Origin of the sequence: Flavobacterium sp. (genome assembly GCF_025352425.1) — a bacterium.
GTDB lineage: Bacteria > Bacteroidota > Bacteroidia > Flavobacteriales > Flavobacteriaceae > Flavobacterium.
In genome coordinates this window covers 19493-42958 of sequence record NZ_JANXTI010000031.1, presented here as the reverse complement: position 1 = coordinate 42958, position 23466 = coordinate 19493, and the positions used below count along the sequence as shown (strand labels likewise).

The 23466-nt window shown below is 34.4% G+C and carries 22 protein-coding genes and 1 tRNA gene; 18 read left to right on the top strand and 5 right to left on the bottom strand.

The window, feature by feature from the left end; all coding sequences use genetic code 11:
* Positions 1–54: 54 nt before the first annotated feature.
* A complete protein-coding gene (locus Q0Q99_RS04090; protein ID WP_293891844.1) occupies positions 55–1740 on the bottom strand; it encodes a glutamine--tRNA ligase/YqeY domain fusion protein in 1686 nt (561 codons plus the stop codon).
* A gap of 117 nt (positions 1741–1857) precedes the next feature.
* Here Q0Q99_RS04090 and folB point away from each other — a divergent pair, with 117 nt between their 5' ends.
* Positions 1858–2217, top strand: a complete 360-nt coding sequence (gene folB / locus Q0Q99_RS04085) for a dihydroneopterin aldolase (protein ID WP_293891841.1) — start codon at positions 1858–1860, stop codon at positions 2215–2217.
* 78 nt (positions 2218–2295) lie between these two features.
* Positions 2296–2366: transfer RNA gene (locus Q0Q99_RS04080), tRNA-Cys, on the top strand.
* A 231-nt stretch (positions 2367–2597) separates the two neighbouring features.
* On the opposite strand, the gene Q0Q99_RS04075 is transcribed toward Q0Q99_RS04080, so the two are convergent.
* From Q0Q99_RS04075 to rnr, 3 genes are read right to left on the bottom strand one after another with little or no spacing between them, the layout of a single operon-like run.
* On the bottom strand, positions 2598–3293 hold the full coding sequence (locus tag Q0Q99_RS04075; RefSeq protein WP_293891838.1) for a LysE family transporter: 696 nt from the start codon (positions 3291–3293) through the stop codon (positions 2598–2600).
* A 54-nt stretch (positions 3294–3347) separates the two neighbouring features.
* On the bottom strand, positions 3348–4013 hold the full coding sequence (locus tag Q0Q99_RS04070; RefSeq protein ID WP_293891835.1) for a head GIN domain-containing protein: 666 nt from the start codon (positions 4011–4013) through the stop codon (positions 3348–3350).
* A gap of 20 nt (positions 4014–4033) precedes the next feature.
* Positions 4034–6217, bottom strand: a complete 2184-nt coding sequence (rnr, locus tag Q0Q99_RS04065) for a ribonuclease R (RefSeq protein ID WP_293891833.1) — start codon at positions 6215–6217, stop codon at positions 4034–4036.
* A gap of 727 nt (positions 6218–6944) precedes the next feature.
* Here rnr and rpiB point away from each other — a divergent pair.
* Genes rpiB through Q0Q99_RS04050 form a run of 3 tightly spaced genes read left to right on the top strand, consistent with a single transcriptional unit; the run spans position 6945 to position 10487 of the window.
* Positions 6945–7376 carry a ribose 5-phosphate isomerase B gene (gene rpiB / locus Q0Q99_RS04060; protein WP_293891831.1) on the top strand — a complete coding sequence of 144 codons (432 nt, stop codon included), beginning with the start codon at positions 6945–6947 and terminating at the stop codon, positions 7374–7376.
* Positions 7377–8279, top strand: a complete 903-nt coding sequence (locus Q0Q99_RS04055; protein ID WP_293891829.1) for a cation diffusion facilitator family transporter — start codon at positions 7377–7379, stop codon at positions 8277–8279.
* Positions 8280–8321: 42 nt separating this feature from the next.
* Complete coding sequence (locus Q0Q99_RS04050; protein WP_293891826.1) at positions 8322–10487, top strand: Tex family protein; 2166 nt, start codon at positions 8322–8324, stop codon at positions 10485–10487.
* A gap of 64 nt (positions 10488–10551) precedes the next feature.
* On the opposite strand, the gene Q0Q99_RS04045 is transcribed toward Q0Q99_RS04050, so the two are convergent.
* A complete protein-coding gene (locus Q0Q99_RS04045; protein WP_293891823.1) occupies positions 10552–10746 on the bottom strand; it encodes a twin-arginine translocase TatA/TatE family subunit in 195 nt (64 codons plus the stop codon).
* Positions 10747–10983: 237 nt separating this feature from the next.
* On the opposite strand from Q0Q99_RS04045, the gene Q0Q99_RS04040 reads away from it, so the two are divergent.
* The 13 genes from Q0Q99_RS04040 to Q0Q99_RS03980 are packed head-to-tail and all read left to right on the top strand — an operon-like array spanning position 10984 to position 23463.
* Positions 10984–11784, top strand: a complete 801-nt coding sequence (locus Q0Q99_RS04040) for a M23 family metallopeptidase (RefSeq protein WP_367174975.1) — start codon at positions 10984–10986, stop codon at positions 11782–11784.
* 10 nt (positions 11785–11794) lie between these two features.
* Positions 11795–12148: an SdpI family protein gene (locus Q0Q99_RS04035; protein ID WP_293891817.1), complete on the top strand. Its 354-nt coding sequence runs from the start codon at positions 11795–11797 to the stop codon at positions 12146–12148.
* A gap of 3 nt (positions 12149–12151) precedes the next feature.
* A complete protein-coding gene (locus Q0Q99_RS04030) occupies positions 12152–13651 on the top strand; it encodes a GH3 auxin-responsive promoter family protein (RefSeq protein WP_293891814.1) in 1500 nt (499 codons plus the stop codon).
* A 7-nt stretch (positions 13652–13658) separates the two neighbouring features.
* Entirely contained in the window at positions 13659–14534 is an 876-nt protein-coding gene (locus Q0Q99_RS04025) for a carboxypeptidase-like regulatory domain-containing protein (protein WP_293891811.1), read from the top strand.
* A 39-nt stretch (positions 14535–14573) separates the two neighbouring features.
* Positions 14574–16268, top strand: coding sequence for a hypothetical protein (locus Q0Q99_RS04020; protein WP_293891808.1), 1695 nt, complete (start codon positions 14574–14576; stop codon positions 16266–16268).
* A 9-nt stretch (positions 16269–16277) separates the two neighbouring features.
* A complete protein-coding gene (locus Q0Q99_RS04015) occupies positions 16278–17258 on the top strand; it encodes a hypothetical protein (RefSeq protein WP_293891805.1) in 981 nt (326 codons plus the stop codon).
* Between the two features lie 3 nt (positions 17259–17261).
* Positions 17262–18119 carry a glucose-1-phosphate thymidylyltransferase RfbA gene (rfbA, locus tag Q0Q99_RS04010; protein ID WP_293891802.1) on the top strand — a complete coding sequence of 286 codons (858 nt, stop codon included), beginning with the start codon at positions 17262–17264 and terminating at the stop codon, positions 18117–18119.
* A gap of 3 nt (positions 18120–18122) precedes the next feature.
* Positions 18123–18674: a dTDP-4-dehydrorhamnose 3,5-epimerase gene (gene rfbC, locus Q0Q99_RS04005; protein WP_293891799.1), complete on the top strand. Its 552-nt coding sequence runs from the start codon at positions 18123–18125 to the stop codon at positions 18672–18674.
* Complete coding sequence (gene rfbD, locus Q0Q99_RS04000) at positions 18668–19555, top strand: dTDP-4-dehydrorhamnose reductase (RefSeq protein WP_293891796.1); 888 nt, start codon at positions 18668–18670, stop codon at positions 19553–19555. Before rfbC ends, rfbD begins: the two co-directional genes overlap by 7 nt.
* 3 nt (positions 19556–19558) lie before the next feature.
* Entirely contained in the window at positions 19559–20317 is a 759-nt protein-coding gene (locus Q0Q99_RS03995; protein ID WP_293891793.1) for a hypothetical protein, read from the top strand.
* The gene (locus Q0Q99_RS03990; protein WP_293891790.1) at positions 20305–21018 is read left to right on the top strand and encodes a glycosyltransferase; all 714 of its coding nucleotides are present in this window, start codon (positions 20305–20307) and stop codon (positions 21016–21018) included. Before Q0Q99_RS03995 ends, Q0Q99_RS03990 begins: the two co-directional genes overlap by 13 nt.
* Before the next feature lie 2 nt (positions 21019–21020).
* Entirely contained in the window at positions 21021–22868 is a 1848-nt protein-coding gene (locus Q0Q99_RS03985; RefSeq protein ID WP_293891787.1) for a glycosyltransferase family 39 protein, read from the top strand.
* Positions 22869–22923: 55 nt separating this feature from the next.
* Positions 22924–23463, top strand: coding sequence for a hypothetical protein (locus Q0Q99_RS03980; RefSeq protein ID WP_293891784.1), 540 nt, complete (start codon positions 22924–22926; stop codon positions 23461–23463).
* Positions 23464–23466 lie beyond the last annotated feature (3 nt).

Sequence of the window (23466 nt, the reverse complement as noted above, 5' to 3'; positions counted from 1 at the left end):
AATAAAAAAGCCCACTAAAAAAAGTGAGCTTTGATTTGTAAAATCTATTTTAAATTAGTCTTTACTTTCCACTTTTGCCCAAGTATCTCTTAGACCAACCGTTTTGTTAAAAACCAATTTTTCAGAAGAAGAATCCTTATCAACACAAAAATATCCTAACCGTTGGAATTGGAATCGCGCTCCGTTTATAGATGTCGCCAGACTTGGTTCCAAATACCCTGTAATTACTTCCAGTGAGTTTGGATTGATATACTCTTTAAAATCCACTTCTTTGTCTCCATCCGGATTTTCATGAGTAAAAAGTCTGTCGTAAATACGGACTTCTGCTTTAATGGCGTGATTAATAGATACCCAATGAATGGTTCCTTTTACCTTTCGTTGAGAAGCTTCTGTTCCGCTTCCGCTTCGGGAATCTTCATCATAAGTACAATGAATTTCTATTATGTTTCCTGCAGCGTCATTTACTACAGATTCACCTTTAATGATGTACGCATTTTTCAAACGAACTTCAGTTCCTAATGTCAAGCGGAAAAATTTCTTATTAGCTTCTTCCTGAAAATCCTCTCTTTCAATGTACAATTCTCTTGAAAAAGGAACTTTTCTGAAGCCTAAGCTTTCATCTTCCTGACTGTTTTCGGCATCAAGAATTTCTTCTTTTCCTTCGGGATAATTGGTAATAACCAACTTCACGGGATTCAAAACTGCCATAACTCTTGGAGCCGCTTTATTCAAAACTTCGCGAACACAAAATTCCAAAAGCGAAACATCGATTAAGTTTGTGCGTTTTGCAATTCCAATAGTATTGGCAAAATTCCGTATTGCCATCGGGGGATAACCGCGACGACGCATTCCGGAAATGGTACTCATCCTTGGGTCATCCCAAGATGTAACATGTTTTTCTTCGACCAATTGCAACAGCTTTCTTTTCGAAACTACCGTATGTGACAAGTTTCTACGTGCAAATTCTCTTTGCTTTGGACGCACTTTATTCTCATCATAAACCTGATCTAAAAACCAATCGTATAATTCTCGGTGTGGCAAAAATTCAAGCGTACAAAACGAGTGTGAAATCTGCTCCAGATAATCGCTTTCGCCATGAGCCCAGTCATACATTGGATAAATGCACCAATCATTTCCTGTTCTGTGATGATGTGCGTGAAGTATTCGGTACATAATTGGGTCACGCATCAACATGTTGTTGGCGCCCATGCTTATTTTCGCACGAAGAATATGTGTTCCGTTTGGAAATTCGCCATTTTTCATTCGGGTAAACAAATCTAAATTCTCGTCAACGGAACGATTTCTATAAGGCGAGTCCGTCCCAGGGCTTGTTGGCGTTCCCTTTTGGATTGCCATGGCTTCTGAAGACTGACTATCAACATAGGCTTTTCCTTTCTTGATAAATTCAACTGCCCAGTTATATAATTGCTGAAAATAATCAGAAGCGTAACATTCATTACTCCATTCGTAACCCAGCCATTCAATATCTTTTTTGATAGCGTCAACATATTCCTGCTCTTCCTTTGCCGGATTTGTATCATCAAAACGCAAATTCACCGGTGACTGGTAATCAAGTCCTAAGCCGAAGTTTAAACAAATAGCGCTGGCATGACCAACATGCAAATACCCGTTAGGTTCAGGTGGAAAACGAAAACGTAATTTGTCAGCAGACAAACCTTTTTTCAAATCTTCTTCTATTATTTGTTCAATGAAATTAAGCGACTTCTCTTCTGTAGCCATTATTTTTGTAATTTTAGCAAAGATAAAAATTTAGATGATAGATAATAGACAACAGATGCGCTATTATTAAAACCATAAAGACTGAACACTAATTACCGAACAATGAACACTAAATAAATGGGAACAATTAAACTTCAAAATATAAGAACATTTTCCTTTCATGGCTGTTTGGAAGAGGAAGCACGGATTGGTTCGGATTATCGCGTGGATTTGGAAATAAAAGCCGATTTAAGAAAGTCCTCTGTATCTGATGAACTCAATGATACAGTTGATTATGTACTTTTAAATAAAATAGTGGTGGAAGAAATGGCGATTCGATCCAAATTATTAGAACGTGTTGCTCACCGAATTATATCACGAATTTTTAGCGAGATTCCTTCGGTTTCAAGGATTTTATTAGCGGTTTCTAAACTCAATCCACCAATTGGAGGTGATGTTGAAGCTGTAACGATTGAGATGGAAGAATACAGAAGTTAAAATTACGAATTACGAAAAGAAAACTTTTTGACTTTTGCCATTTGCCTTTTAACTTTTTTAGTATATTTGCCCACCAACGGCATCGTGGCCGAGCGGCTAGGCACCGGTCTGCAAAACCGTTTACTCCGGTTCGAATCCGGACGATGCCTCGGAATTTAAACCTCTCTTTACGAGAGGTTTTTTTATTGTAAATTTTTAGAACAAATTAATTAAAGCTATGTTCGAATCCGGACAATAAAACCTTCAAATACACAAGCGCTGCGAACTGGCAAAACAAACTTGGAGGTTTTTTATTTATAAATTTTAAGGAAAATTAATTAAAGTTATGTTCGAGTAGGGATAAATGTTTCAAAAGAGTTACGAGAAATAATAGCTCTTTTTTATTTCTTATGCTCCAGCTTCTCAAACGCTTTATTGACCATTTTTTGCTCTTTTGGAAACCAACCCTGAGTTAAAAGAAATACGCCCGAAAGAATCAAAACAATACTGATTAGCTTCTTAATTAAAAGGATGTTTTTTGGGTTCAACTTGCTTCTTAATTGCTTCGCTAACAGTATTTTGAAAATATCGGTTATAAAGTAAGTGACAATTAAAGTAGAGAAGAAAGTTAACATCCGTGGGGTTTTCAACTCAAGCTGGGGCCCAATGGTTATTAAAATTGCCAACCAAAAACCCAGTACGCCAATATTGATAAAATTGAGGAAAAAACCTTTAATGAATAGTGATAAATAATTGGTTTTAGCCAATTCATTTGGGTCGATTTCATCAAGCTTGCTTTTTTTGGCTTCCTTTCTGTTATTTACAAAAGAAATAATCCCATAAGTAAGCATTACCAAGCCTCCAAAAATGAACAAAGCCGGGTCATCCTTGATGCTCTGAATTAATCGGTAACTACTAAAAAAAGCAATGGTAATAAACACAATGTCTGCCAAAACAACTCCTAAATCAAAAACAATTGCTGCTCTAAATCCTTTAACAACACTGGTTTCAAGCAATACAAAGAAAACCGGCCCAATCATAAAACTTAGAAAGAAACCAAGCGGAATGGCAGATAAAATATCCTGAAGTAATATCATTTTTAAAATTTGACTCAGCAATTTAGAATTTAAAATTTACAATCTAGAATAAATCTATTTGGCTTCCTTAATGGTCCCGCCTGCGATTACTTTTTGATTAATTTGCTTCGGATGCCCGTGAATTACAATATTTCCACCTGCCCTTACTTTAGCGTCAACAATATTTGTCGCAAAAATTGCTGCTTCACCCCCAGCGTTGCAAGAAACAGTAGTTATTTGTGACTCTAATCCTTCCGCTTCGTAAATGCCACCCGAATTAACTAAAACATCTTGAATATCAGCGTTTCCTTCTAGTAAAACCTTTGATCCGTTTGCTGTTCTCACATTCAATTTTTCAACATCTAAAATCAATTTTATTTCAGAACCTTCTTTTGCACTAACGTCAAAGACAACCGAACTAATTTTATCGCCACTAGCAATTCTGGAACCTTCGTTAGCCTCTACCGCAGTAAGTTTTTTATAAAAAACAGTTACAGAAATATTCTCTCCATTCAATAACTTAGTCAATGGCATCCTGATTTTTAATTCCCCATTTTTATTGATTAATTCAACTTCTTCTGCTTCTTTACCTTCCAGCTGCACAATGTTTTCATTACCAGGAATTAACATTACATCAATTCTATCAAACGAAGTTACTTTGTTAAAATCGCCTACTTTTTTTTCAATCTGCCCAAAAGCCATCGAATTAAAAACCAATAAACTAAAAGCTGCTTTTCTCATAAATTTTTGTTTACTGAATACTAATTCTGATTTCTTCTTATAAAATTAAAATCCAATTGTTTCTTAACTAAATCAGCGGTTTTTACTTTTACAAACACTTCATCACCAAGCTGCAAAATACTTTGTGTTGCCTGACCAACCAAGGCATATTGCTTTTCATCAAACGTATAATAATCTTCTTTTATTTCCCGAATACGAACCATTCCTTCGCATTTATTTTCGATAATTTCAACATAAATTCCCCATTCCGTAACTCCTGAAATTACTCCAAGAAACTCTTGGTCTTTGTGATCCTGCATGTATTTTACCTGCATGTATTTTACTGAATCTCTTTCTGCTTGTGCTGCTAAACCTTCCATATTACTGGAGTGTTCACACTTGTCTTCGTAAACATCAGCATCGACTGACTTTCCTCCGTCGAGGTAATATTGCAATAATCGGTGAGCCATAACATCCGGATAACGGCGAATTGGCGAAGTAAAATGACTGTAATAATCAAAAGCTAATCCGTAATGTCCAATATTTTCGGTAGAATATTTGGCTTTACTCATACTTCTGATTGTCAGTGTGTCAACTAAATTCTGTTCTTTTTTTCCGTTGACGTCATTCAATAATTTATTCAATGATTGTGAAATCTCCTTTTTTGACTTCATATTTATAGCGTAACCAAATTTAGAAATCACTGTTTGCAGATTAATTAATTTATCCTGGTTTGGTTCGTCATGTATTCGATAGATAAAAGTTTTCTTTTGTTTTCCTATAAATTCCGCCACTTTTCTGTTGGCTAACAACATGAATTCTTCAATCAGGTGATTAGCATCTTTAGAAACTTTAAAGAAAACACCAACAGGTTCTGATTCTTCATTCAGATTGAATTTTACCTCTACCTTATCAAAAGATATAGCACCATCAGCCATTCTTTTTCTTCTCAGAATCTTAGCCAATTCATCCTGCTTTAAAGTCGCAGCTACTATCTCCGCGGGAACCTTATATTCTTTTCCTGTTAACGAAATCTCAGCCGGAATAACATCGCTTTTAGTTTCAATAATATGCTGCGCTTCTTCATAAGCAAAACGCTGGTCTGAATAAATTATGGTTCTTCCGAACCAGGAATCTAAAACTTCCGCCTTTGCATTCAGCTGAAATATAGCTGAAAATGTATACTTTTCTTCATGTGGACGAAGCGAGCAGGCAAAATTTGACAACACTTCGGGAAGCATCGGTACAACGCGATCAACCAAATAGACAGAAGTCGCTCTGTTATAAGCTTCATCGTCAAGTATCGTTCCTTCCTTTAAATAATGGGAAACATCAGCAATGTGGACACCAATTTCAAAATTACCATTTTCCAACACTTGAAATGACAACGCATCATCAAAATCTTTTGCGTCTTTTGGGTCAACTGTAAATGTCAATACTTTTCGCATGTCGCGACGTTTGTCAATTTCCGCTTGTGTAATTGAAGTATCAATTTTATTGGCATACGCTTCAACTTCAATAGGGAAATCATATGGTAAACCATATTCGGCTAAGATGGCATGAATTTCGGTATTGTGTTCGCCTGGCTTTCCAAGAACTTTTATAACGGAACCAAAAGGTGAATCAGCTTTTGCCGGCCAATCTTCCAATTTTACCAAAACCACATCACCATGTTCGGCTTCGGCTAATTTATTTTTTGGAATAAAAATATCGGTATACATTTTGGCATTGGCAGTTGTTACAAATCCGAAATTCTTTTGAATATCAACTACACCAACGAATTCTGTTTTATTTCTTTCGATGATTTCTATAACTTCGGCTTCCGGTTTTCTTGAACTTCTTCGGTTATAGACGTAGGCTTTCACTTTATCTTTATCCAAAGCGTGATTCAGATTTATAAACGGAATAAAGACATCGTTTTCTAATTCATCACAAACAAAATAACCTGATTTTCTCGAAGTCATATCAACGATTCCTTCGTAATATTGCTGGCTTGATGCTTTGACAAGATAGGTTCCCGGTTCAGATTCGATGATTAGTTTTTGAGCTGCGAGAATTTTTAAATCCTTTATTATTTCATTCCTGCTTTTGGTATCATCTAATTCTAAAATAGCCGCAATTTGTTTGTAGTTAAAGGGCTTATTTGCGTTCTTTGAAAGTATCTTAAATATTTTCTCGGAAAAAGTTTTTTCATTCTTTCCGAACTTTTTAGGTTTTTTACTCATTTTTAATTTCTAATTAATGCTGAAAATTACGAAGAAGTATTAAGATATCAGAATAAGTTTTAAGAATTTAAGAAAAGATAACTTTTATAATTTATAAAAAGAATGTTATCAACACATATTAAAAATAACAAAAAGAAAAGATTTTTAAATTTAAATTTATGATGGTTATTATAGCGTGTTAATTTGTACAATAACTTTATTGATATAAATTAGATTCTAGAATTATCTTTTGTTATACTAATTTGTTAACATAGTTTTAAGAAATTAAATCCTTCATTTTAAGCACTTTTTAAGATTTAGTTAACAGTTGTTGACAACTAAGAAAAGCTGTTTTTTGTAGACAACTTTTTGTTGATTTGTGTTTAAAAGGATGCAATTTTGTATTAATAACTTTTCTACAAATTATCCAAACTAAATTTGTTTTATCCAATCGGGTTTTTGATTACAATTTTAAACCCGACATTCAAGAAAAACTTCTAAAATTCTATCCGAAGTTGTTAACAATTAATGTTAATTTAAGGTTAACTGATTATCAACGAATTAAAAAAATTAATTAACAATTGCAGATTTCAGCACCTCAATTTCAGCTAATTTATTTATTTTCAAATAGTTATAAAATAATTATTACCTTAATAAACTTTATCTTTTAAAAATCAAACACTTACAATAAACAAAAATACAATCAATACTTTCCGTAAATTTGCCTTCTATATATATTCACAACACCATGAAAATCTCAATTGGAAATGATCACGCCGGACCAGATTACAAGAAAGCAATTGTTGCCTTTTTAGAAGAGAGAGAACACGAAATAGTCAATCACGGAACGGATACTTTCGACAGTGTAGATTATCCTGATTTTGGACATCCTGTAGCACTAGATGTAGAAACCGGAAAAGCCGATTTTGGTATTGTAATTTGCGGTTCGGGAAACGGAATTAATATGACAGTTAATAAACACCAAGAGATTCGCTCGGCATTGTGTTGGACGAAAGAAATCGCCGGATTGGCACGTCAGCATAATGATGCCAATATTATTAGCATTCCGGCACGATTTACATCAATCCAACAAGCTGTTGAAATGGTAGATATTTTTTTAAACACCAATTTTGAGGGCGGAAGACACGCCAACCGGGTTAACAAAATTGCCTGCCAATAAATGGACCACAATCACATTCACAAACACGAAGTCAAAGGAAGAAATCTGATTTATTCCATTTTACTGAATCTTCTCATTACTATTGCGCAGGTTGTAGGCGGAATTATTTCAGGAAGCTTAGCCCTAATTTCGGATGCATTACACAATTTTTCTGATGTGCTTTCATTGGTTTTTAGCTTGATAGCGCATAAATTATCCAAAAGAAAAGCTTCATTAAACAATACATTCGGATACAAACGCGCCGAATTGATTGCTGCTTTCATTAATGCAATAACATTGATTATTGTAGCATTATTTTTAGTGTATGAAGCTTCAACAAGAGTATTTCATCCGGAACCTATTAAGTCGGGTTTAGTCATTTGGTTAGCTTTATTGGGAATCGGGGTGAACGGAGGTTCGGTTTTATTACTGAAAAAAGATTCTGAACACAATTTAAATATGAAGTCTGCTTATTTGCATTTATTAAGTGATATGATGGCTTCGGTGGGAGTTTTGGTTGGCGGAATCCTAATGAAATTTTATGGTTGGTTCTGGGTTGATAGCGTAATGACTTTATTAATTGCACTTTATCTTATCTATATAAGCTATGATTTAATCAAGTCCGCAACAAAAATGCTGATGCTTTTCACTCCGGATTATATCGATATTAAAAAGTTGGTTCGAGAAGTTCACAAAATAAAAGGTGTTACTAAATTACACCACATCCATGTTTGGAACCTAAATGATGACGAACTGCATCTTGAAGCACATCTTGACTGCTCTGAAGATATTAAAATGAGCGAATTCAATATTTTGTTAGAGAAAATCGAAATGGTTTTGTTAAAGAAATTCAACATTAACCATACCAACATCCAACCTGAATTCAAAAAGAAAGACCCAAAAGATTTTATCGTTCAGGATTAAATATTCTTTGAATTCTTTAGCCCCAAATTCCTAAATCAAATAATGACCAACATACAATTTATCCAGAGCCAGGTTACCGCTTCGCCAAAAAGCATTGAAGCAACCTTAAAATTACTTTCCGAAGATTGCACCATCCCATTTATTTCACGTTACCGTAAAGACCAAACAGGAAATCTCGACGAAGTGGTAATTGAACAAATTGCCAAGCTTTCGAAACAATTCGATGAAATTGTAAAGCGAAAAGAATCTATTCTTAAAACGATTGACGAACAGGGTCAGCTTACTCCGGAATTGGCTAGGAAAATTAAAGAAAGTTTCAATTTGACGGAATTGGAAGATTTGTATTTACCCTATAAGAAGAAGAAAAAAACCCGTGCTGACATTGCGCGTGAAAACGGATTGGAACCTTTGGCAAAAATCATTTTTGCACAAGGAAAAGACGATATCGAGTTCATTTCAACTCAATATATTAATGACAAAATCAAAAACGAAGACGAAGCATTGCAGGGCGCGAGGGATATTATTGCAGAATGGATTAATGAAAATAGTTACATCCGAAAAAATCTTCGCGGATTGTTCCAGCGGAAAGCGATTGTAGCTACTAAAGTGGTAAAAACCAAAAAAGACGAAGAAGCGGCTCAAAAATATTCCCAGTATTTTGATTGGGCTGAGCCTATGTCAAAAGTACCATCACATCGGTTATTGGCAATGTTACGTGCAGAATCAGAAGGTTTCGTAAAATTAAATATTGATTTGAATCCCGAAGGGTCGGGAGAAGAAGCGATTGTTTTCATCGAAAACGAAATCATAAAAGCCCAAAATGACACAACCAATCACATTGAATTAGCCATCAAAGACTGCTACAAGCGATTGCTCGAACCAGCTATTTCAAACGAAACACTACAGGATGCAAAAGCAAAAGCCGATAGTAAGGCAATTGATGTTTTTGCAGGCAATTTGAGCCAGCTTTTATTGGCACCGCCATTGGGAGAAAAGCGAATTTTGGCTATTGATCCCGGATTTAGAAGCGGTTGTAAAGTAGTCTGCCTCGATGAAAAAGGCGATTTATTATACAATGAAACCATTTATCCGCATCAACCACAAAACGAAAGCGCGATGGCGATGAAAAAAATCCGTTCGATGGTTAATGCCTATAACATTGAGGCAATTTCTATCGGAAACGGAACGGCAAGCCGTGAAACGGAATTCTTTATCAAGAAAATTGCTTTTGACACTCGAGCCAAAGGCGAACAGGGCGAAGCCAAACCGGTTCAGGTTTTTATAGTTTCTGAAGCTGGCGCTTCCGTTTACTCCGCAAGTAAAATTGCCCGTGAGGAATTCCCGAAATATGACGTAACGGTTCGCGGTTCTGTTTCTATCGGAAGGCGACTTTCTGATCCTTTGGCTGAACTGGTAAAGATTGACCCCAAATCAATTGGCGTCGGGCAATACCAACACGATGTTGACCAAACAAAATTGAAGGAAGAATTGGATACGGTTGTAGTGCGTTGTGTGAATTCAGTCGGAATAAATATCAATACGGCCAGCAAATCGCTGTTGAGTTATGTTTCCGGAATTGGAGAAAAAATGGCTGAAAATATTGTAGCGTTTCGTTCAGAAAATGGTCCATTTGAAGACAGGAAGCAAATTAAAAAAGTGCCGCGTTTAGGAGATAAAGCGTACCAACAAGCGGCAGCTTTTGTTCGGATACATAATGGAAAAAACCCTTTGGATAATTCAGCTGTACATCCTGAAGCCTATCCAATTGTGGAAAAAATGGCAAAGGATTTGGGTTTAAAGACCAATGATTTGATTGCAAACAGAGAAAAGATATCCCTAATAAAATTAGAAAATTACATCACTCCGGAAATTGGAATTCTTGGATTGAAAGATATCGTTAAAGAATTGGAAAAACCAGGACTTGACCCAAGAAAAGCCGCAAAAGTTTTTGAATTTGACCCAACCGTTACGACCATAAAAAATGTCAGAACCGGAATGATTTTACCCGGAATTGTGAATAACATTACGGCTTTTGGCTGTTTTGTCGATATCGGAATTAAAGAAAGCGGATTGGTTCACATTTCGCAACTCAAAGCCGGCTTTGTTTCCGATGTGAATGAAGTCGTGAAGCTGCATCAGCACGTTCAGGTGAAAGTCGTTGAGGTCGACGAAGAACGGAAACGTATTCAGTTGACAATGATTTTATAAAACAGAAATCCCAAACACCATTATTGGAATTTGAGATTTGTATTTTTGATGATTTGAAAGAAAATTATTTTTTCTCTTCGTTTACTTCTTGTTCTTTTTTAGAAGCAGCATGAGCCTCATCTTCTCCCTTAGACGCTTTTTTGAATTCATTTATTCCTGAGCCCAATCCTTTCATTAACTCCGGAATTTTTTTACCTCCAAAAAGTAATAAAACTACAGCGAGAATAAGTACAATTTCTGTGATTCCGAATTTCCCCATGATATTAATTTTTTGCTTTCGCGAATTATTTTAAATAAACTTCAACAAAGGTAAAAAGAAAATAACACTCTTTTGGATTTCGACATAATAAATATAAGTTAAACATCGTTAACAGTAAAAAAGACGAAATCAACTTATTTTCTATATTTGTAGCACATTCAAGCAAATATGTCCGAAAAACGGCTCAAACGAAAACGAATCAAAAAAAAACTCTTCACAAAAAACCGCTTGGTTATATTGAACGAAGACACTTTTGAAGAAATTTTTTCGCTTCGGTTAACGCTAATGAATGTTTTTGTAGTAGCCACAATTGGTGCGTTTTTAATTATTTTCATTACTACATACATCATTGCTTTTACGCCCTTGAGAGAATATATTCCAGGTTATGCTTCCACACAATTAAAAAAGGACGCTACCGAATTAGCCCTGAAATCAGATTCATTAAATCACGCGCTAAAGAAAAATGAAGCGTACATAGAATCAATTAAGAAGGTTTTAACGGGCGATTTGCAATATGCGAAATTCAATAAGGATTCTATTATGGCAAACACTTCAGAACATGTTTCTGAAGAGGATTTAAAACCCTCAAATGCCGATTTAAAGTTAAGGGAAGAAGTGGAAAGAGATGATAAATACAATCTTTTTGGAAAAGCAAAGCCAAAAGTTACCGCGGTTTTATTTCCGCCTGTGAAAGGAATCATAACCGGAAAATACAATCCTTCAAACAAACATTATGCGGTTGATATTGCTTTGGCAAAAAACACTCCGATAAAATCCATCATGAGCGGAAGAGTAATCTTTGCCGATTGGACCCCAACTACCGGTAACGTTGTAATCATTAGACACAACAGCGGATTTATTTCGGTTTATAAACACGCGGCTTCAGTAACTGTTTCGCAAGGCGATGTGGTAAAAACGGGGGAAGTTATTGCTTTGGCTGGTTCAACCGGACAAGAATCTACCGGAGTGCATCTGCATTTTGAATTATGGAAGGATGGATATTCCATTGATCCGAGTATTTTTATTGAATTTGAATAATTTTTAAACTATGGATAGAATAGCGGAATATGTAATGGGAATGCCTTTTTTGACGGGTTTAATTTTCTTTTTTGTAGCATTAATCATGTATTATTATCCACCCAAAGAAATTAATTCGCTTTATGGTTATAGAACTTCGTCTTCAATGAAAAGCCAAGAACGATGGAACTTTGCCCAAAGATTTTCTTCTTTAAGAATGATTGAAGGAGGATTGTTTTTGATGCTTTTTTCTTTTTTGAAATTGGCATTTGCTTTTTCGGTTGATATAGAAATGCCGATAAGTATAACCGCCTTGATTATAGTAGGTATTTATTTATTGCTCACAACAGAACGAGCATTAAAAAAGAATTTTTCAAATAAATAATTTATGTCTGTAAAATCGGTTGCGGCCAAAATATTTGCGAATATAATCCACAGGAAAACTCAAAAATGGGTTCAGAATCCTATTGAAACCCAGCAGAAAGTTTTTCAAAATCTTCTGGCTTCAGCCAAAAACACCCAGTTTGGAAAAGACCATAATTTTTCTAAAATAAAAAACTTTGAAGACTTTGCCAATCAAGTTCCCATTAGGGATTATGAAGATTTACGGACTTATGTTGACCGCGTTGTAAAAGGCGAAGAAGATATTCTTTGGAAGGGAAAACCGATTTATTTTGCCAAAACTTCGGGCACAACTTCGGGCGCGAAATATATTCCGTTGACCAAAGAATCCATGCCATTTCATATTGAAGCAGCGCGAAATGCCATTCTAAATTACATTCACGAAACCGGAAAAACAGCATTTGTTGACGGCAAAATGATTTTCCTGCAGGGAAGTCCAATTTTGGAAGAAAAAAACGGAATTAACCTTGGAAGACTTTCCGGAATTGTAGCGCACTTTGTTCCGAAATATTTGCAGAAAAATCGAATGCCAAGCTGGGAAACCAATTGCATTGAAGATTGGGAAACCAAAGTTGATGCGATTGTTGCCGAAACCTTTAACGAAAATATGACGGTGATTTCAGGAATTCCTTCCTGGGTTCAGATGTATTTTGAAAAATTGGAACAAAAAGGAGGTAAAGCCGTTGGCGACATTTTCAAAAACTTCAATTTGTTTATTTATGGCGGCGTAAACTACGAGCCGTATCGTGCAAAATTTGAAAACCTTATCGGAAGAAAAGTAGACTCAATTGAGCTTTTTCCGGCTTCTGAAGGGTTTTTTGCCTATCAGTCCCGAAACTTCGGGAGCAGAAATGAAGATGGAATGCTGCTGCTTTTGAACTCGGGAATTTTCTATGAATTTGTAAAATCAGATGAGTTTTTTACGAATAATCCAAGACGTTATACGATTGGGGAAGTGGGGTTGAATGTCAATTATGTTTTAATCATTTCTACGAATGCCGGACTTTGGGCTTACAATATTGGCGACACCATTCAGTTCACCAGTTTAAAACCCTATCGCGTTATCGTTTCCGGCCGAATCAAACATTATATCTCTGCTTTTGGCGAACACGTTATTGGTAAAGAAGTGGAATGTGCTTTGAAAGAGGCAATGGAAAACACCAGCATTCGAGTAAATGAATTTACGGTAGCGCCACAAATTGCACCAGAATCGGGATTACCCTATCACGAATGGTTTATAGAATTTGAAAACGAACCTGAAAATCCTGCAGCATTTGCCTTAAAAATTGACAACGAAATGCGAAAACAAAACAGCTACTACGACGACTTGATTGTTGGGAAAGTATTGAAAACATTGGTTGTTTCAAAAGTTTCAAAAAATGGTTTTCAGGAGTATATGAAATCGATAGGGAAATTGGGCGGACAAAATAAAATTCCGCGATTGAGTAACGATAGAAAAATTGCCGATTTGTTAAAAACTTTTTAGAATAAAGATGAAAGAAAAAAGATTGTTATGGTTGGTGTTGTTGATGGTTTCTGCGGTTTCTGCCCAAGTTAAAGGCATTGTTGTTGATGAATTTAACAAACCAATTTCATATGTAAATATTTGGGTTGAAAATGAAAACAACAGCACTACTTCCGAGGAAAATGGAGAGTTTATTATTAACTGTTTGCCAAATAAAAATTTGATTTTTTCATCGATGGGCTATGAAAAGAAAACGGTTAAAGCTGCCGATGCAGGAAAAGTTATTTTGAAAGTAAACGCGTTTCAACTATTAGAAGTTGTGATTGCCAAAAGATTTGAAACCAGGATAATTGAAATTGGAAAAGTTAAAAATGAAAACTATCAGGCTTTTGACAACGCACCAAGAATTGACGCTAAATTTTTCCCATATAATCCAAAATACAAAAGAACAAGATACATCAAACAAGTAAATTTTTTCACAGACAGCCAATTAGAAAGCGCGTCTTTTAAAATCCATCTTTATTCGGTTAATCCTGATGGTTCTCCCGGAGATGAATTACTGAATAAAGACTTTTTGGTTTCGGTAAAAAAAGGCGTTAAGAAATCGTACTTTGATGTTACCGATTTTGGACTAAAAATGCCAAAAACCGGCATCTTTGTAGGTTTTGAAAAGCTAATAATCGAAAAGAATAAATTGGAAAAAGAAGTTAAAGATTCGAATACCAATAAGACAACAATACAAAAAACATACTTTCCTTTTGTGTTATATAATTATGTAGAAAGAGAATTTATCTACACCTTCTCTGGCGGAAAATGGAATAAACAAACCAAAGAGGATATTGCCAATCCATCAGATAAAATGAAAGTATACGAACCTGCAATAAACCTTATTCTCACCAACTAACGACAAAAACCCTATATTTGCGGGTTAGAAAATAAATTAATGAAAGAAATTAAAAACATTTCGCGCTCAAGAGCGCAAGAATCGTCGGCTGCTATCGAACGATTGTACATTACCATGAGACATTTATTCAACAGAGGTTTCTATAAACCAATGGGTGTTTCGGGAGAAACTTTAAGAGAAGCCTTGCTTTCTTTACGACCGGAAATTTATGGAAGCATTGCAGAAGAAAAAGTAGAACTTAGTGGTTTGCTTTACGTAATTGAAAGACTTCCGGTAGGCATTGAAGAATGCCGTTTTATCAACTTAACTTCAGACGAAGGATATTCAAAATCACATTTTCAGCCGATTGTTCCTCCAAAACGTAGAAGAAACTGTTATCGCATTGATAACGAACAAATGAATGTGGAAATCACACGCGGACGTTCGGACATTTATGATATTTTGACGCATTTGACTTTTATTTTTATCGAATCACATAAAATAAAAGACAGGGTTTTGCTAGATGAGCTTGAAGTAGAACTAACCCGCGATTGGGAAAAGCTGGAAGAAGCCGTTTTACAGAACAAAAAAATGTCGCTTACGGAAAAGGAAATTGCAATATCTCACGCGGCGAATGTTTTAGGTAGAAGTTTTTCAGAAGTATTAGCTATTTATGATGATTTTGGAACCAAAGAAAAACCAGATCGCTTTTTACATGTTGTTTATTGGTTAGGAAAATTGGCGATAGATGAAATTATCCATAACAATAAAAGGACTATCACCTTTAGCCCGATTTTAAGGGAACGATTAGGTCATCATATCCACGGAGAGATTTGGGCGAACAATATTAAGGAAGCCTTGAAAGCCAATGATCTTCTGGAACGGCCAATCCACATTATCAGTGCCAACATGCATAGCGTGATGAATTCGATATTTGCCACAAACGTTTTAAAAACGAAGTTCAAGGACAAATCAGATTTCTTTATTTATGAAGAATTAAGCAAATCGGGAGCAAAAGACGTTCGAAACAAGGTGGAAGAAGTAGCCGTAAAGCAAGGGATGATTTCGCTTCCGGATGTCTTTTCAGGAACCAACATAGATGTTCAGATATTTGACACCGCCAAAATTGATTGGGCGAAGTCTAGTTTTCCAAAGGCAGTTGTTGGCAAAAAAGCACCGGTACTTATTGTGATGGATTATGCTTTTGGCGAACAGGCATTTGAAACGATTGACGAATTATTAAAACCATACAAAGAAGGAAAAATCAGAACGCATTTGGATGTTGAATCTGTTTCGATAATGGGTAAAGCCGGGATTCTGGAAGGCGGAAAAGGTGACATTATGATTCCGTCCGCACATATCAATGAAGGAACAGCAGATAACTATCCGTTTGAAAATGAACTGACTTTAGAAATGTTTGAAGGAAACGGAATTCCTGTTTGTTCAGGACCAATGGTAACGGTTTTGGGGACATCTCTTCAAAATAAAGATTTATTGAAGTTTTTTCACGAATCAACATGGGAAGTTATCGGACTTGAGATGGAAGGTGCCTATTATCAAAAAGCCATTCAATCGGCATCTAAAATCAGAAAAAGCATACCGGAAAATGTAAAAGTAAGGTATGCATATTATGCTTCTGATAATCCTTTAGAGACAGGAAGCACTTTGGCTTCAGGAGGTTTGGGAACGACAGGAGTAAAGCCCACCTATTTGATTACAATTAAGATATTAGAACAAATTTTTAACGTAAAATAATTATTCTTTATGAGTGCAACATCTCAAAATAATGACAATCAGGAAATAGATTTGTCACAGATTTCCAAGAAAATTGGCAACTTTTTAGAGAACATTTCAACGAGTATTTTCAGGGGATTTTTGTTTTTTAAAAGAAACATTCTTTGGATCGGAATACTATTTGTTCTTGGAGCCGGATTAGGGGTGTATCTTGATAAAACTTCAAAAATATATGATAGTCAGATTATTGTAAGCCCAAATTTTGGTGCAGTAGATTATTTGTATGCAAAAGTTGAATTGATTAATTCCAAAATTGAAGATAACGACACGCTATTCCTGAAAGACATTATCGGAATTAAAGAGACTAGAAACCTCAAAGCAATTACTATTATACCAATTACAGACGTCTATAAGTTCATTGACAATAAAGCTCAAAATTTTGAATTGATAAAACTGATGGCAGAAGACGGCGACATTAAGAAGATTGTAAACGAAAGTTTGACAAGTAAAAATTACCCATATCATATTATTTCATTTTCGACACTTAACGAAACCTCAGACGAAAAAACGGTTCAGCCTATTTTGAATTATCTTAATAATTCTGATTACTATAAAATAATCCAGAAGGAATATGTGAATAACATTAAAATTAAAATGGCTGAGAATGATTCGATAATTTCTCAAATTAACGGACTTTTAAATGCTTTTTCAAACACTACAAATGGATCACAAAAAAGTGATAAACTGGTTTACTACAACGAAAATTCACAATTAAACGAAGTCATTAAAATTAAAGATCAGCTGGTTAATGAACAAGGTGCACACCGTTTGGAATTGGTTAATCTTGACAAAATAATAAAGGAAAGCAGTGCGACATTAAATGTTAAAAGCAACAAGGCTGTCAACGGGAAAATGAAATTAATATTGCCATTATTGTTTATATTTTTATTTGTATTAGGTGGGTACCTCAAATCGTATTACAAAACCCAAATGGCAAAATTGAAAAGTTAGATTATGAAAGGAATTATTTTAGCTGGTGGATCGGGAACAAGGTTGCATCCATTGACATTGGCGGTTAGTAAGCAGTTGATGCCGATCTATGATAAGCCAATGATTTATTATCCGTTGTCAACCTTGATGTGGTCCGGTATTAATGAAATTTTAATCATATCAACACCTCATGACTTACCATTATTTAGACAATTATTAGGCGATGGGAAAAGCTTGGGATGTCGATTTGAGTATGCTGTACAGGAAAATCCAAATGGCCTTGCCGAAGCGTTTATTATTGGAAAAGAGTTTATTGGTAACGATAAAGTTGCCTTAGTTCTTGGCGATAATATTTTTTACGGAACAGGACTTTCAGATTTGTTGTTAACTAATAATAATCCTGATGGAGGAATCATTTATGCTTACCATGTTCAGGATCCGGAACGTTATGGAGTTGTCGATTTTGATAAAGACGGGAAAGTAATTTCTATAGAAGAAAAACCGGAACATCCTAAATCAAATTTTGCCGTTCCCGGTATTTATTTTTATGATAATAACGTAGTCGAAATCGCGGCTAATATTAAACCAAGCCATCGGGGAGAACTTGAAATCACCGATGTCAATAAAGAGTATTTACGAATAGGAAAGCTCAAAGTGAGCATTCTCGACAGAGGCACAGCCTGGTTAGACACGGGAACATTCCAATCGTTAATGCAGGCGGGACAATTTGTCCAGGTTATTGAAGAACGTCAAGGATTAAAAATTGGCGCTATAGAAGAAGCCGCTTATAGAATGGGTTATATAGATTCAAAACAATTAGAAAAATTAGCCCAGCCTTTGTTAAAAAGTGGTTACGGTACACATTTACTTAGCTTGATTTAAGACATGAATTTTATTCCAACCAAACTTCAAGGCTGTTTTATCATTGAACCAAAAATCATCAAAGACGAACGTGGTTATTTTATGGAAAGCTTCAACGAAGACACTTTTCAAAAAGGAGTTAATCAACAAGTACATTTTGTTCAGGACAATCAATCGTTTTCATCCAAAGGCGTTTTACGCGGTTTGCATTATCAAACAGGAGCGCACGCTCAGGCCAAGTTAGTTCGCGTATTACATGGAGAAGTTTTAGACATTGCCGTTGATATCAGACCTGGTTCGCAAACATTTGGGCAATATGAAGCTGTAGTTTTATCCGGGGAAAACCAGAGACAGTTCTTTGTCCCAAGAGGATTTGCCCATGGGTTTTTAGTGATGAGTGAAACAGCGACTTTTTTCTACAAATGTGATAACTTTTATAACAAAGAGTCTGAAGGTGGCATTAGCTATAATGATAAAACCATAAATGTTAATTGGGATTTTCCCGTTGAGGAATTAATCATTTCAGAAAAGGATAAAGTCCAACCTACATTAGAAAACGCCAAAAAAGTATGGTAGTTTTAGTCACAGGAGCCAATGGGCAATTAGGACAGAGTTTGCAATTTATTGCGCCAAATTATCCTGAACTACATTTTGTTTTTTGCTCTTCTGCTGACTTAGATATAACCAATATCGAAAATTGCGAATCCACTTTTTCTAAAATAAAACCTAACTATTGCATAAATGCCGCAGCTTACACTGCTGTTGACAAAGCCGAAAGCGAGCCCGAAAAAGCATATTTGATTAATGTTACCGGCGCTAAAAATTTAGCTCAAGTCTGCAAAGAATATTCAACGGTTTTACTTCATATTTCCACCGATTTTGTTTTTGATGGCACTTCGACTGCGCTCAGTGTGAAAAATGGTAAAGGATATACGGAAGACGATATTCCAAATCCAACTGGAGTTTATGGGCAAACCAAATTAGACGGAGAAAAAGCTATTCAGGCGACTCTTAAAAGCTATTACATCATCAGAACCTCATGGGTTTATTCCCAATTTGGAAATAATTTTATGAAAACCATGTTGAGATTGGCTTCGGAAAAAGATTCGATTTCCGTGGTTAATGACCAAATAGGAACTCCAACAAATGCCGTTGATTTAGCCGAATGTTTAGTAAAAATAATTTGTCAGACTGAGCTTGTCGAAGTGCAACACCCAGCATTCAACTTTGGCATTTACAACTTCAGCAACGAAGGGCAGTGCAGTTGGTATGATTTCGCAAAAAAGATATTTGAAGTCAATAATATAACTATAAATTTACAGCCCATTCCTACTTCAAGTTTTCCAACTCCAGCTATGAGACCAAAGTTTAGTGTTTTGGATAAGACCAAAATGAAGACTACATTTGGAATTCAAATCAAAAACTGGGAAGACAGTTTACAACAGCTTAAGCATTAACAAATGGATATATCAGAGTTCACAAGATTAAATGACAAGAGTAATTACAGCAGACATCCTTGGGAAACCTCGAGGAAGAATGTTTTGCATACCTTTTTAAAACAATCAGAAATCAAATTTCCAATTGACAGAATTGTTGATATTGGCAGTGGTGATGCATTTATAATCCACACCTTAGTAGATAAAAATTTGGCTCAAGAATATTATGCGATTGATACGGCCTACACTCCCGAAGTCATCGCACAATTAAAAGCAAATAACAACAACAGTCAGGTTGTTTATTTCCAGAATCTCAATGAATATCTGACAACAATAACACAAAAAGCACCAACATTGTATTTGTGTATGGATGTCTTGGAACATTTAGAAGACGAGAAAATTATCCTTGATGATTTACAGGCAAAAGAAAGTAATTATTTCTTTTTTGCAGTCCCGGCTTTTCAGTCTGTTTTTTCTAGCCACGATGTTTTATTAGGTCATTATAGAAGATATTCGCTTAATCAATTAAAAAACGTTTTAGATAAAAACGAGTTTACAATAATTGACAAAGGATATTATTTCACTTCTTTACTGCTGTTTAGAAAGCTGGATAAGTTCCTTAAAAAGGACCTAGATGAATCCATAGACAATTGGAAAGCCGGAAAACTAAAAACAGCTGCAATAAACACGATGTTGACCATAGATTTTGAGATAAGCTTATTGTTGAAAAAACTTGGAATGACTATTCCTGGACTTTCTTGTTATTGTTTATGCAAAAAATAGCAATTATAATTCCGTGTTATAACGAAGAAAAAAGGTTAAAAACCTCTTCATTAATCTATTTGATAGAAAACACAAGCATTGATATATACTTGGCAAATGACGGTAGTAAAGATGGTACATTAGACGTTATAACTGACTTTGCATTAAAAAACGAAGAAAGATGTTTTGTGCTTAATTTTAAACAAAACCAAGGAAAAGCAAATACAATCTTTAAATCAGTTAATCTATTACTAGAAAAAAACAATTATGATTATATAGGTTATTTTGATGCGGATTTTTCGACTCCAGAATCTGAGGTCAAAAGATTGTTAGTTGAGATTGAAAAGGGTGAGACAGAATTTTTATTAGGTTCAAGGATACTTTTACTGAATTCTGGGATAAAAAGAAAATATCATCGCCATATCATTGGAAGGGTTATCATTACATTTATAAACCTAAAATTCAAGTTAGGCATATACGACACCCAATGTGGCGCAAAGATATTTTCGAGTGCCATTTTAAAACAAGTTTTTGATAAACCATTTAAAACTTCCTGGTTATTTGATGTAGAAATTTTTGTTCGGTTAAAACAGAAAAGCCTGCTAAGTAAAGGAAGGGAAATTCCGGTGTACAACTGGGAAGATGTTGATGGTTCAAAGCTGGGTTGGAAAACGGCATTTAAAATCTTGAAAGAACTGTATTTATTGATTAAAAATTATTAAAAATGAAAATTATCGATTGGATAAAGAGTAATAAAATCTTATTGGCCATTGCTTTTATTGGAGCGCTATTTAGGTTTTATAAGTTAGATTTTCAAAGTCTTTGGATTGATGAGATTTTTACGGTAAATATTGCTGATCCTAAATATGATTTTCAATTCATTTATGCTTTTTTAAGAGACCATGATCCGCATCCACCGTTATATTATTTTTTGGTTCATATATTTTTCTTATTATTTGGATATACTACCTTGGTTTTAAAACTTTTTTCTGCAATTTTAGGAATTTTAGGAATTTTTTCCATCTTCTATGCAGGTAAAGAATTAATTACTAAGAAGGTAGGTTTAATAGCCGCATTCTTAACCTCAATAAATTACTTTCAGATATACTACTCTCAGGAAGGCAGGATGTATTCCTTATTGTTTTTCACCACATGTATAGCATTATATACTTTGATAAAATTCCTAAAAAAACCCAACTATAAGACGATGATTTTATTTGTTATTGGCTCATCGTTAATGATTTACAGTCAGTTTTTTGGTGTATTTGTATTGATTTCCTTTTATTTTATACTCTTGTATTTTATCTTTAAGGATGGAAAAAATCAGTTGTTTAAAAGACTAAAACTATCCGTTTTTGCAGGTTTGATTACTACAATCCTTTACATTCCGGCAATAATAATTGTTTTATTAAATCCGAAACGCGACTCCATCTGGATTCAACTGCCAACATGGGATACTTATGAAATGATGTTTAAGGAATTCTTTGGATTCAATTCTATATTGAACATCATTATAATTGTCGTTTTTATAGCTTCAATAGTATTATCGTTCATTGGCTATAAAAAAGGCATCAATAAAAAAGATGGTAGAGTGATTATTAATCCAGTTCTTTTACTTTTGTTATTGATAGTAATAACCATCATATTTCCATTAATTTATTCTTATGTTTTACTACCAATAGTTGTAAGCCGATATTACATTTGCATTCTTCCTATGGTTATAATCTTGCTTGCAATGGCAATTAGTACTTTTAAAAATAAATACCTGCAAATAGCAGTATTGTTGTTGTTTTCTTTTTTTTCTATTAAAAACTTGATTTACGATAAAAAATTCTACTCAAGTTATTATAAAACACAATTTAGCCATGCTATCATCTATATGGTTCAAAAACACGCAAATGAGACAATTGTAGCAAGACTTGGCGGCTTTTATCTTAACTATTATTTAAATCAAAACAACTATTACAAACCTGTAATAGAAAACGATATAAATGGTTATGTTACAAGTATAAAAGCCGATACGCTACATTTAAAAAGTTTTTGGTATTTTGATGGACATACACCTGTCTTTAAGCCAACACATGAAACTAAAGCATTTTTAGAAAAGAATTATTTTCTTGATGAAAGCGTCGAATACTTTGATGCATTTGTGAAACACTATGTTATAAAAAGTGATTACAAACCAACTGTTGATCTTTCTTCTTTTATCCCTTTTCAGGAAAAGAATGGAGATAACATCAATTTTTATATTGAAAAGTTTGAAGAAAAATCAAATCAAATAACGATTAGTGGATGGGCCTATTTTTTAGATCAAAGTTCAGAAAGCACCAAAATACAATTGTTGGCAATAAAAGATAATGAAAACAGGATTATTTTAAGTGAAAATGTAAAAAGAGATGATGTAACAAGCTATTTTAAGAGCAGTTATGACATATCCAATTGTGGTTTTAATGCTACTTTCTCAAAATCGGATTTTAATAAAGGAACCTATGTGCTTGCTTTATATATTATAGATACTAAAAATAATAAAAAAGGACTGTTCCTAACAGATAAAAATTTTAGTTTTGAATAATTAATATGTTTTGAATTAAATTAAAATTTATATTTGCAGATTATATACTTAAAATATGAGAAATAAAGTTTTATTTTTTTTACCACTCATCGCTTTACTTTCATGTAAAAATGATGTAAAACAAGCAGAAGAAGCAAAACCTGCTGAAGTTAAAGAAAAACAGTTTTTAGTAACATTAGATTTGATTGCTAAAAAAGATGATAATATGCATCTTTACTACACTCAAGATAAATCTATTAATTTTGAAGAGACAGAATCGGTTTGGGCTCAAATAAAAGGTAGTGATAATGTACAACAAGTTGTTTTTAAATTACCCGAAGATGTTATTCCAACAGATTTTAGAATAGACCTTGGATATGGCAAAAATGTTGAACAAACAGAGATTGTTTTAAAGAAAATGACATTCAATTATTTAGACAAAATGTTTGTTGCTTCAGGTGCTGATATTTTCAATTATTTTTATCCAAATCAAGAAAACACTATTGTTGATAAATCTACAGGAGTTTTAAAACGAAAAACAGTTGACCAAGTTACCGCACCTTCAATTTATCCTCACACAACATTAGAAGAAGAATTAATTAAGATAACAAGATAATTA

What these genes read in the sequence shown, in the direction of transcription:
- Q0Q99_RS04025 (WP_293891811.1), top strand. Translation starts at nt 13,659, where the DNA reads ATGAAAGAAAAAAGATTGTTATGGTTGGTGTTGTTGATGGTTTCTGCG.
- rfbD (WP_293891796.1), top strand. Translation starts at nt 18,668, where the DNA reads ATGGTAGTTTTAGTCACAGGAGCCAATGGGCAATTAGGACAGAGTTTG.
- Q0Q99_RS04015 (WP_293891805.1), top strand. Translation starts at nt 16,278, where the DNA reads ATGAGTGCAACATCTCAAAATAATGACAATCAGGAAATAGATTTGTCA.
- Q0Q99_RS04035 (WP_293891817.1), top strand. Translation starts at nt 11,795, where the DNA reads ATGGATAGAATAGCGGAATATGTAATGGGAATGCCTTTTTTGACGGGT.
- rfbC (WP_293891799.1), top strand. Translation starts at nt 18,123, where the DNA reads ATGAATTTTATTCCAACCAAACTTCAAGGCTGTTTTATCATTGAACCA.
- Q0Q99_RS04020 (WP_293891808.1), top strand. Translation starts at nt 14,574, where the DNA reads ATGAAAGAAATTAAAAACATTTCGCGCTCAAGAGCGCAAGAATCGTCG.
- rfbA (WP_293891802.1), top strand. Translation starts at nt 17,262, where the DNA reads ATGAAAGGAATTATTTTAGCTGGTGGATCGGGAACAAGGTTGCATCCA.
- rpiB (WP_293891831.1), top strand. Translation starts at nt 6,945, where the DNA reads ATGAAAATCTCAATTGGAAATGATCACGCCGGACCAGATTACAAGAAA.
- Q0Q99_RS03990 (WP_293891790.1), top strand. Translation starts at nt 20,305, where the DNA reads ATGCAAAAAATAGCAATTATAATTCCGTGTTATAACGAAGAAAAAAGG.
- Q0Q99_RS03980 (WP_293891784.1), top strand. Translation starts at nt 22,924, where the DNA reads ATGAGAAATAAAGTTTTATTTTTTTTACCACTCATCGCTTTACTTTCA.
- Q0Q99_RS04045 (WP_293891823.1), bottom strand. Translation starts at nt 10,746, where the DNA reads ATGGGGAAATTCGGAATCACAGAAATTGTACTTATTCTCGCTGTAGTT.
- Q0Q99_RS03985 (WP_293891787.1), top strand. Translation starts at nt 21,021, where the DNA reads ATGAAAATTATCGATTGGATAAAGAGTAATAAAATCTTATTGGCCATT.
- Q0Q99_RS04090 (WP_293891844.1), bottom strand. Translation starts at nt 1,740, where the DNA reads ATGGCTACAGAAGAGAAGTCGCTTAATTTCATTGAACAAATAATAGAA.
- rnr (WP_293891833.1), bottom strand. Translation starts at nt 6,217, where the DNA reads ATGAGTAAAAAACCTAAAAAGTTCGGAAAGAATGAAAAAACTTTTTCC.
- Q0Q99_RS04075 (WP_293891838.1), bottom strand. Translation starts at nt 3,293, where the DNA reads ATGATATTACTTCAGGATATTTTATCTGCCATTCCGCTTGGTTTCTTT.
- Q0Q99_RS04070 (WP_293891835.1), bottom strand. Translation starts at nt 4,013, where the DNA reads ATGAGAAAAGCAGCTTTTAGTTTATTGGTTTTTAATTCGATGGCTTTT.
- Q0Q99_RS04055 (WP_293891829.1), top strand. Translation starts at nt 7,377, where the DNA reads ATGGACCACAATCACATTCACAAACACGAAGTCAAAGGAAGAAATCTG.
- folB (WP_293891841.1), top strand. Translation starts at nt 1,858, where the DNA reads ATGGGAACAATTAAACTTCAAAATATAAGAACATTTTCCTTTCATGGC.
- Q0Q99_RS03995 (WP_293891793.1), top strand. Translation starts at nt 19,559, where the DNA reads ATGGATATATCAGAGTTCACAAGATTAAATGACAAGAGTAATTACAGC.
- Q0Q99_RS04030 (WP_293891814.1), top strand. Translation starts at nt 12,152, where the DNA reads ATGTCTGTAAAATCGGTTGCGGCCAAAATATTTGCGAATATAATCCAC.
- Q0Q99_RS04050 (WP_293891826.1), top strand. Translation starts at nt 8,322, where the DNA reads ATGACCAACATACAATTTATCCAGAGCCAGGTTACCGCTTCGCCAAAA.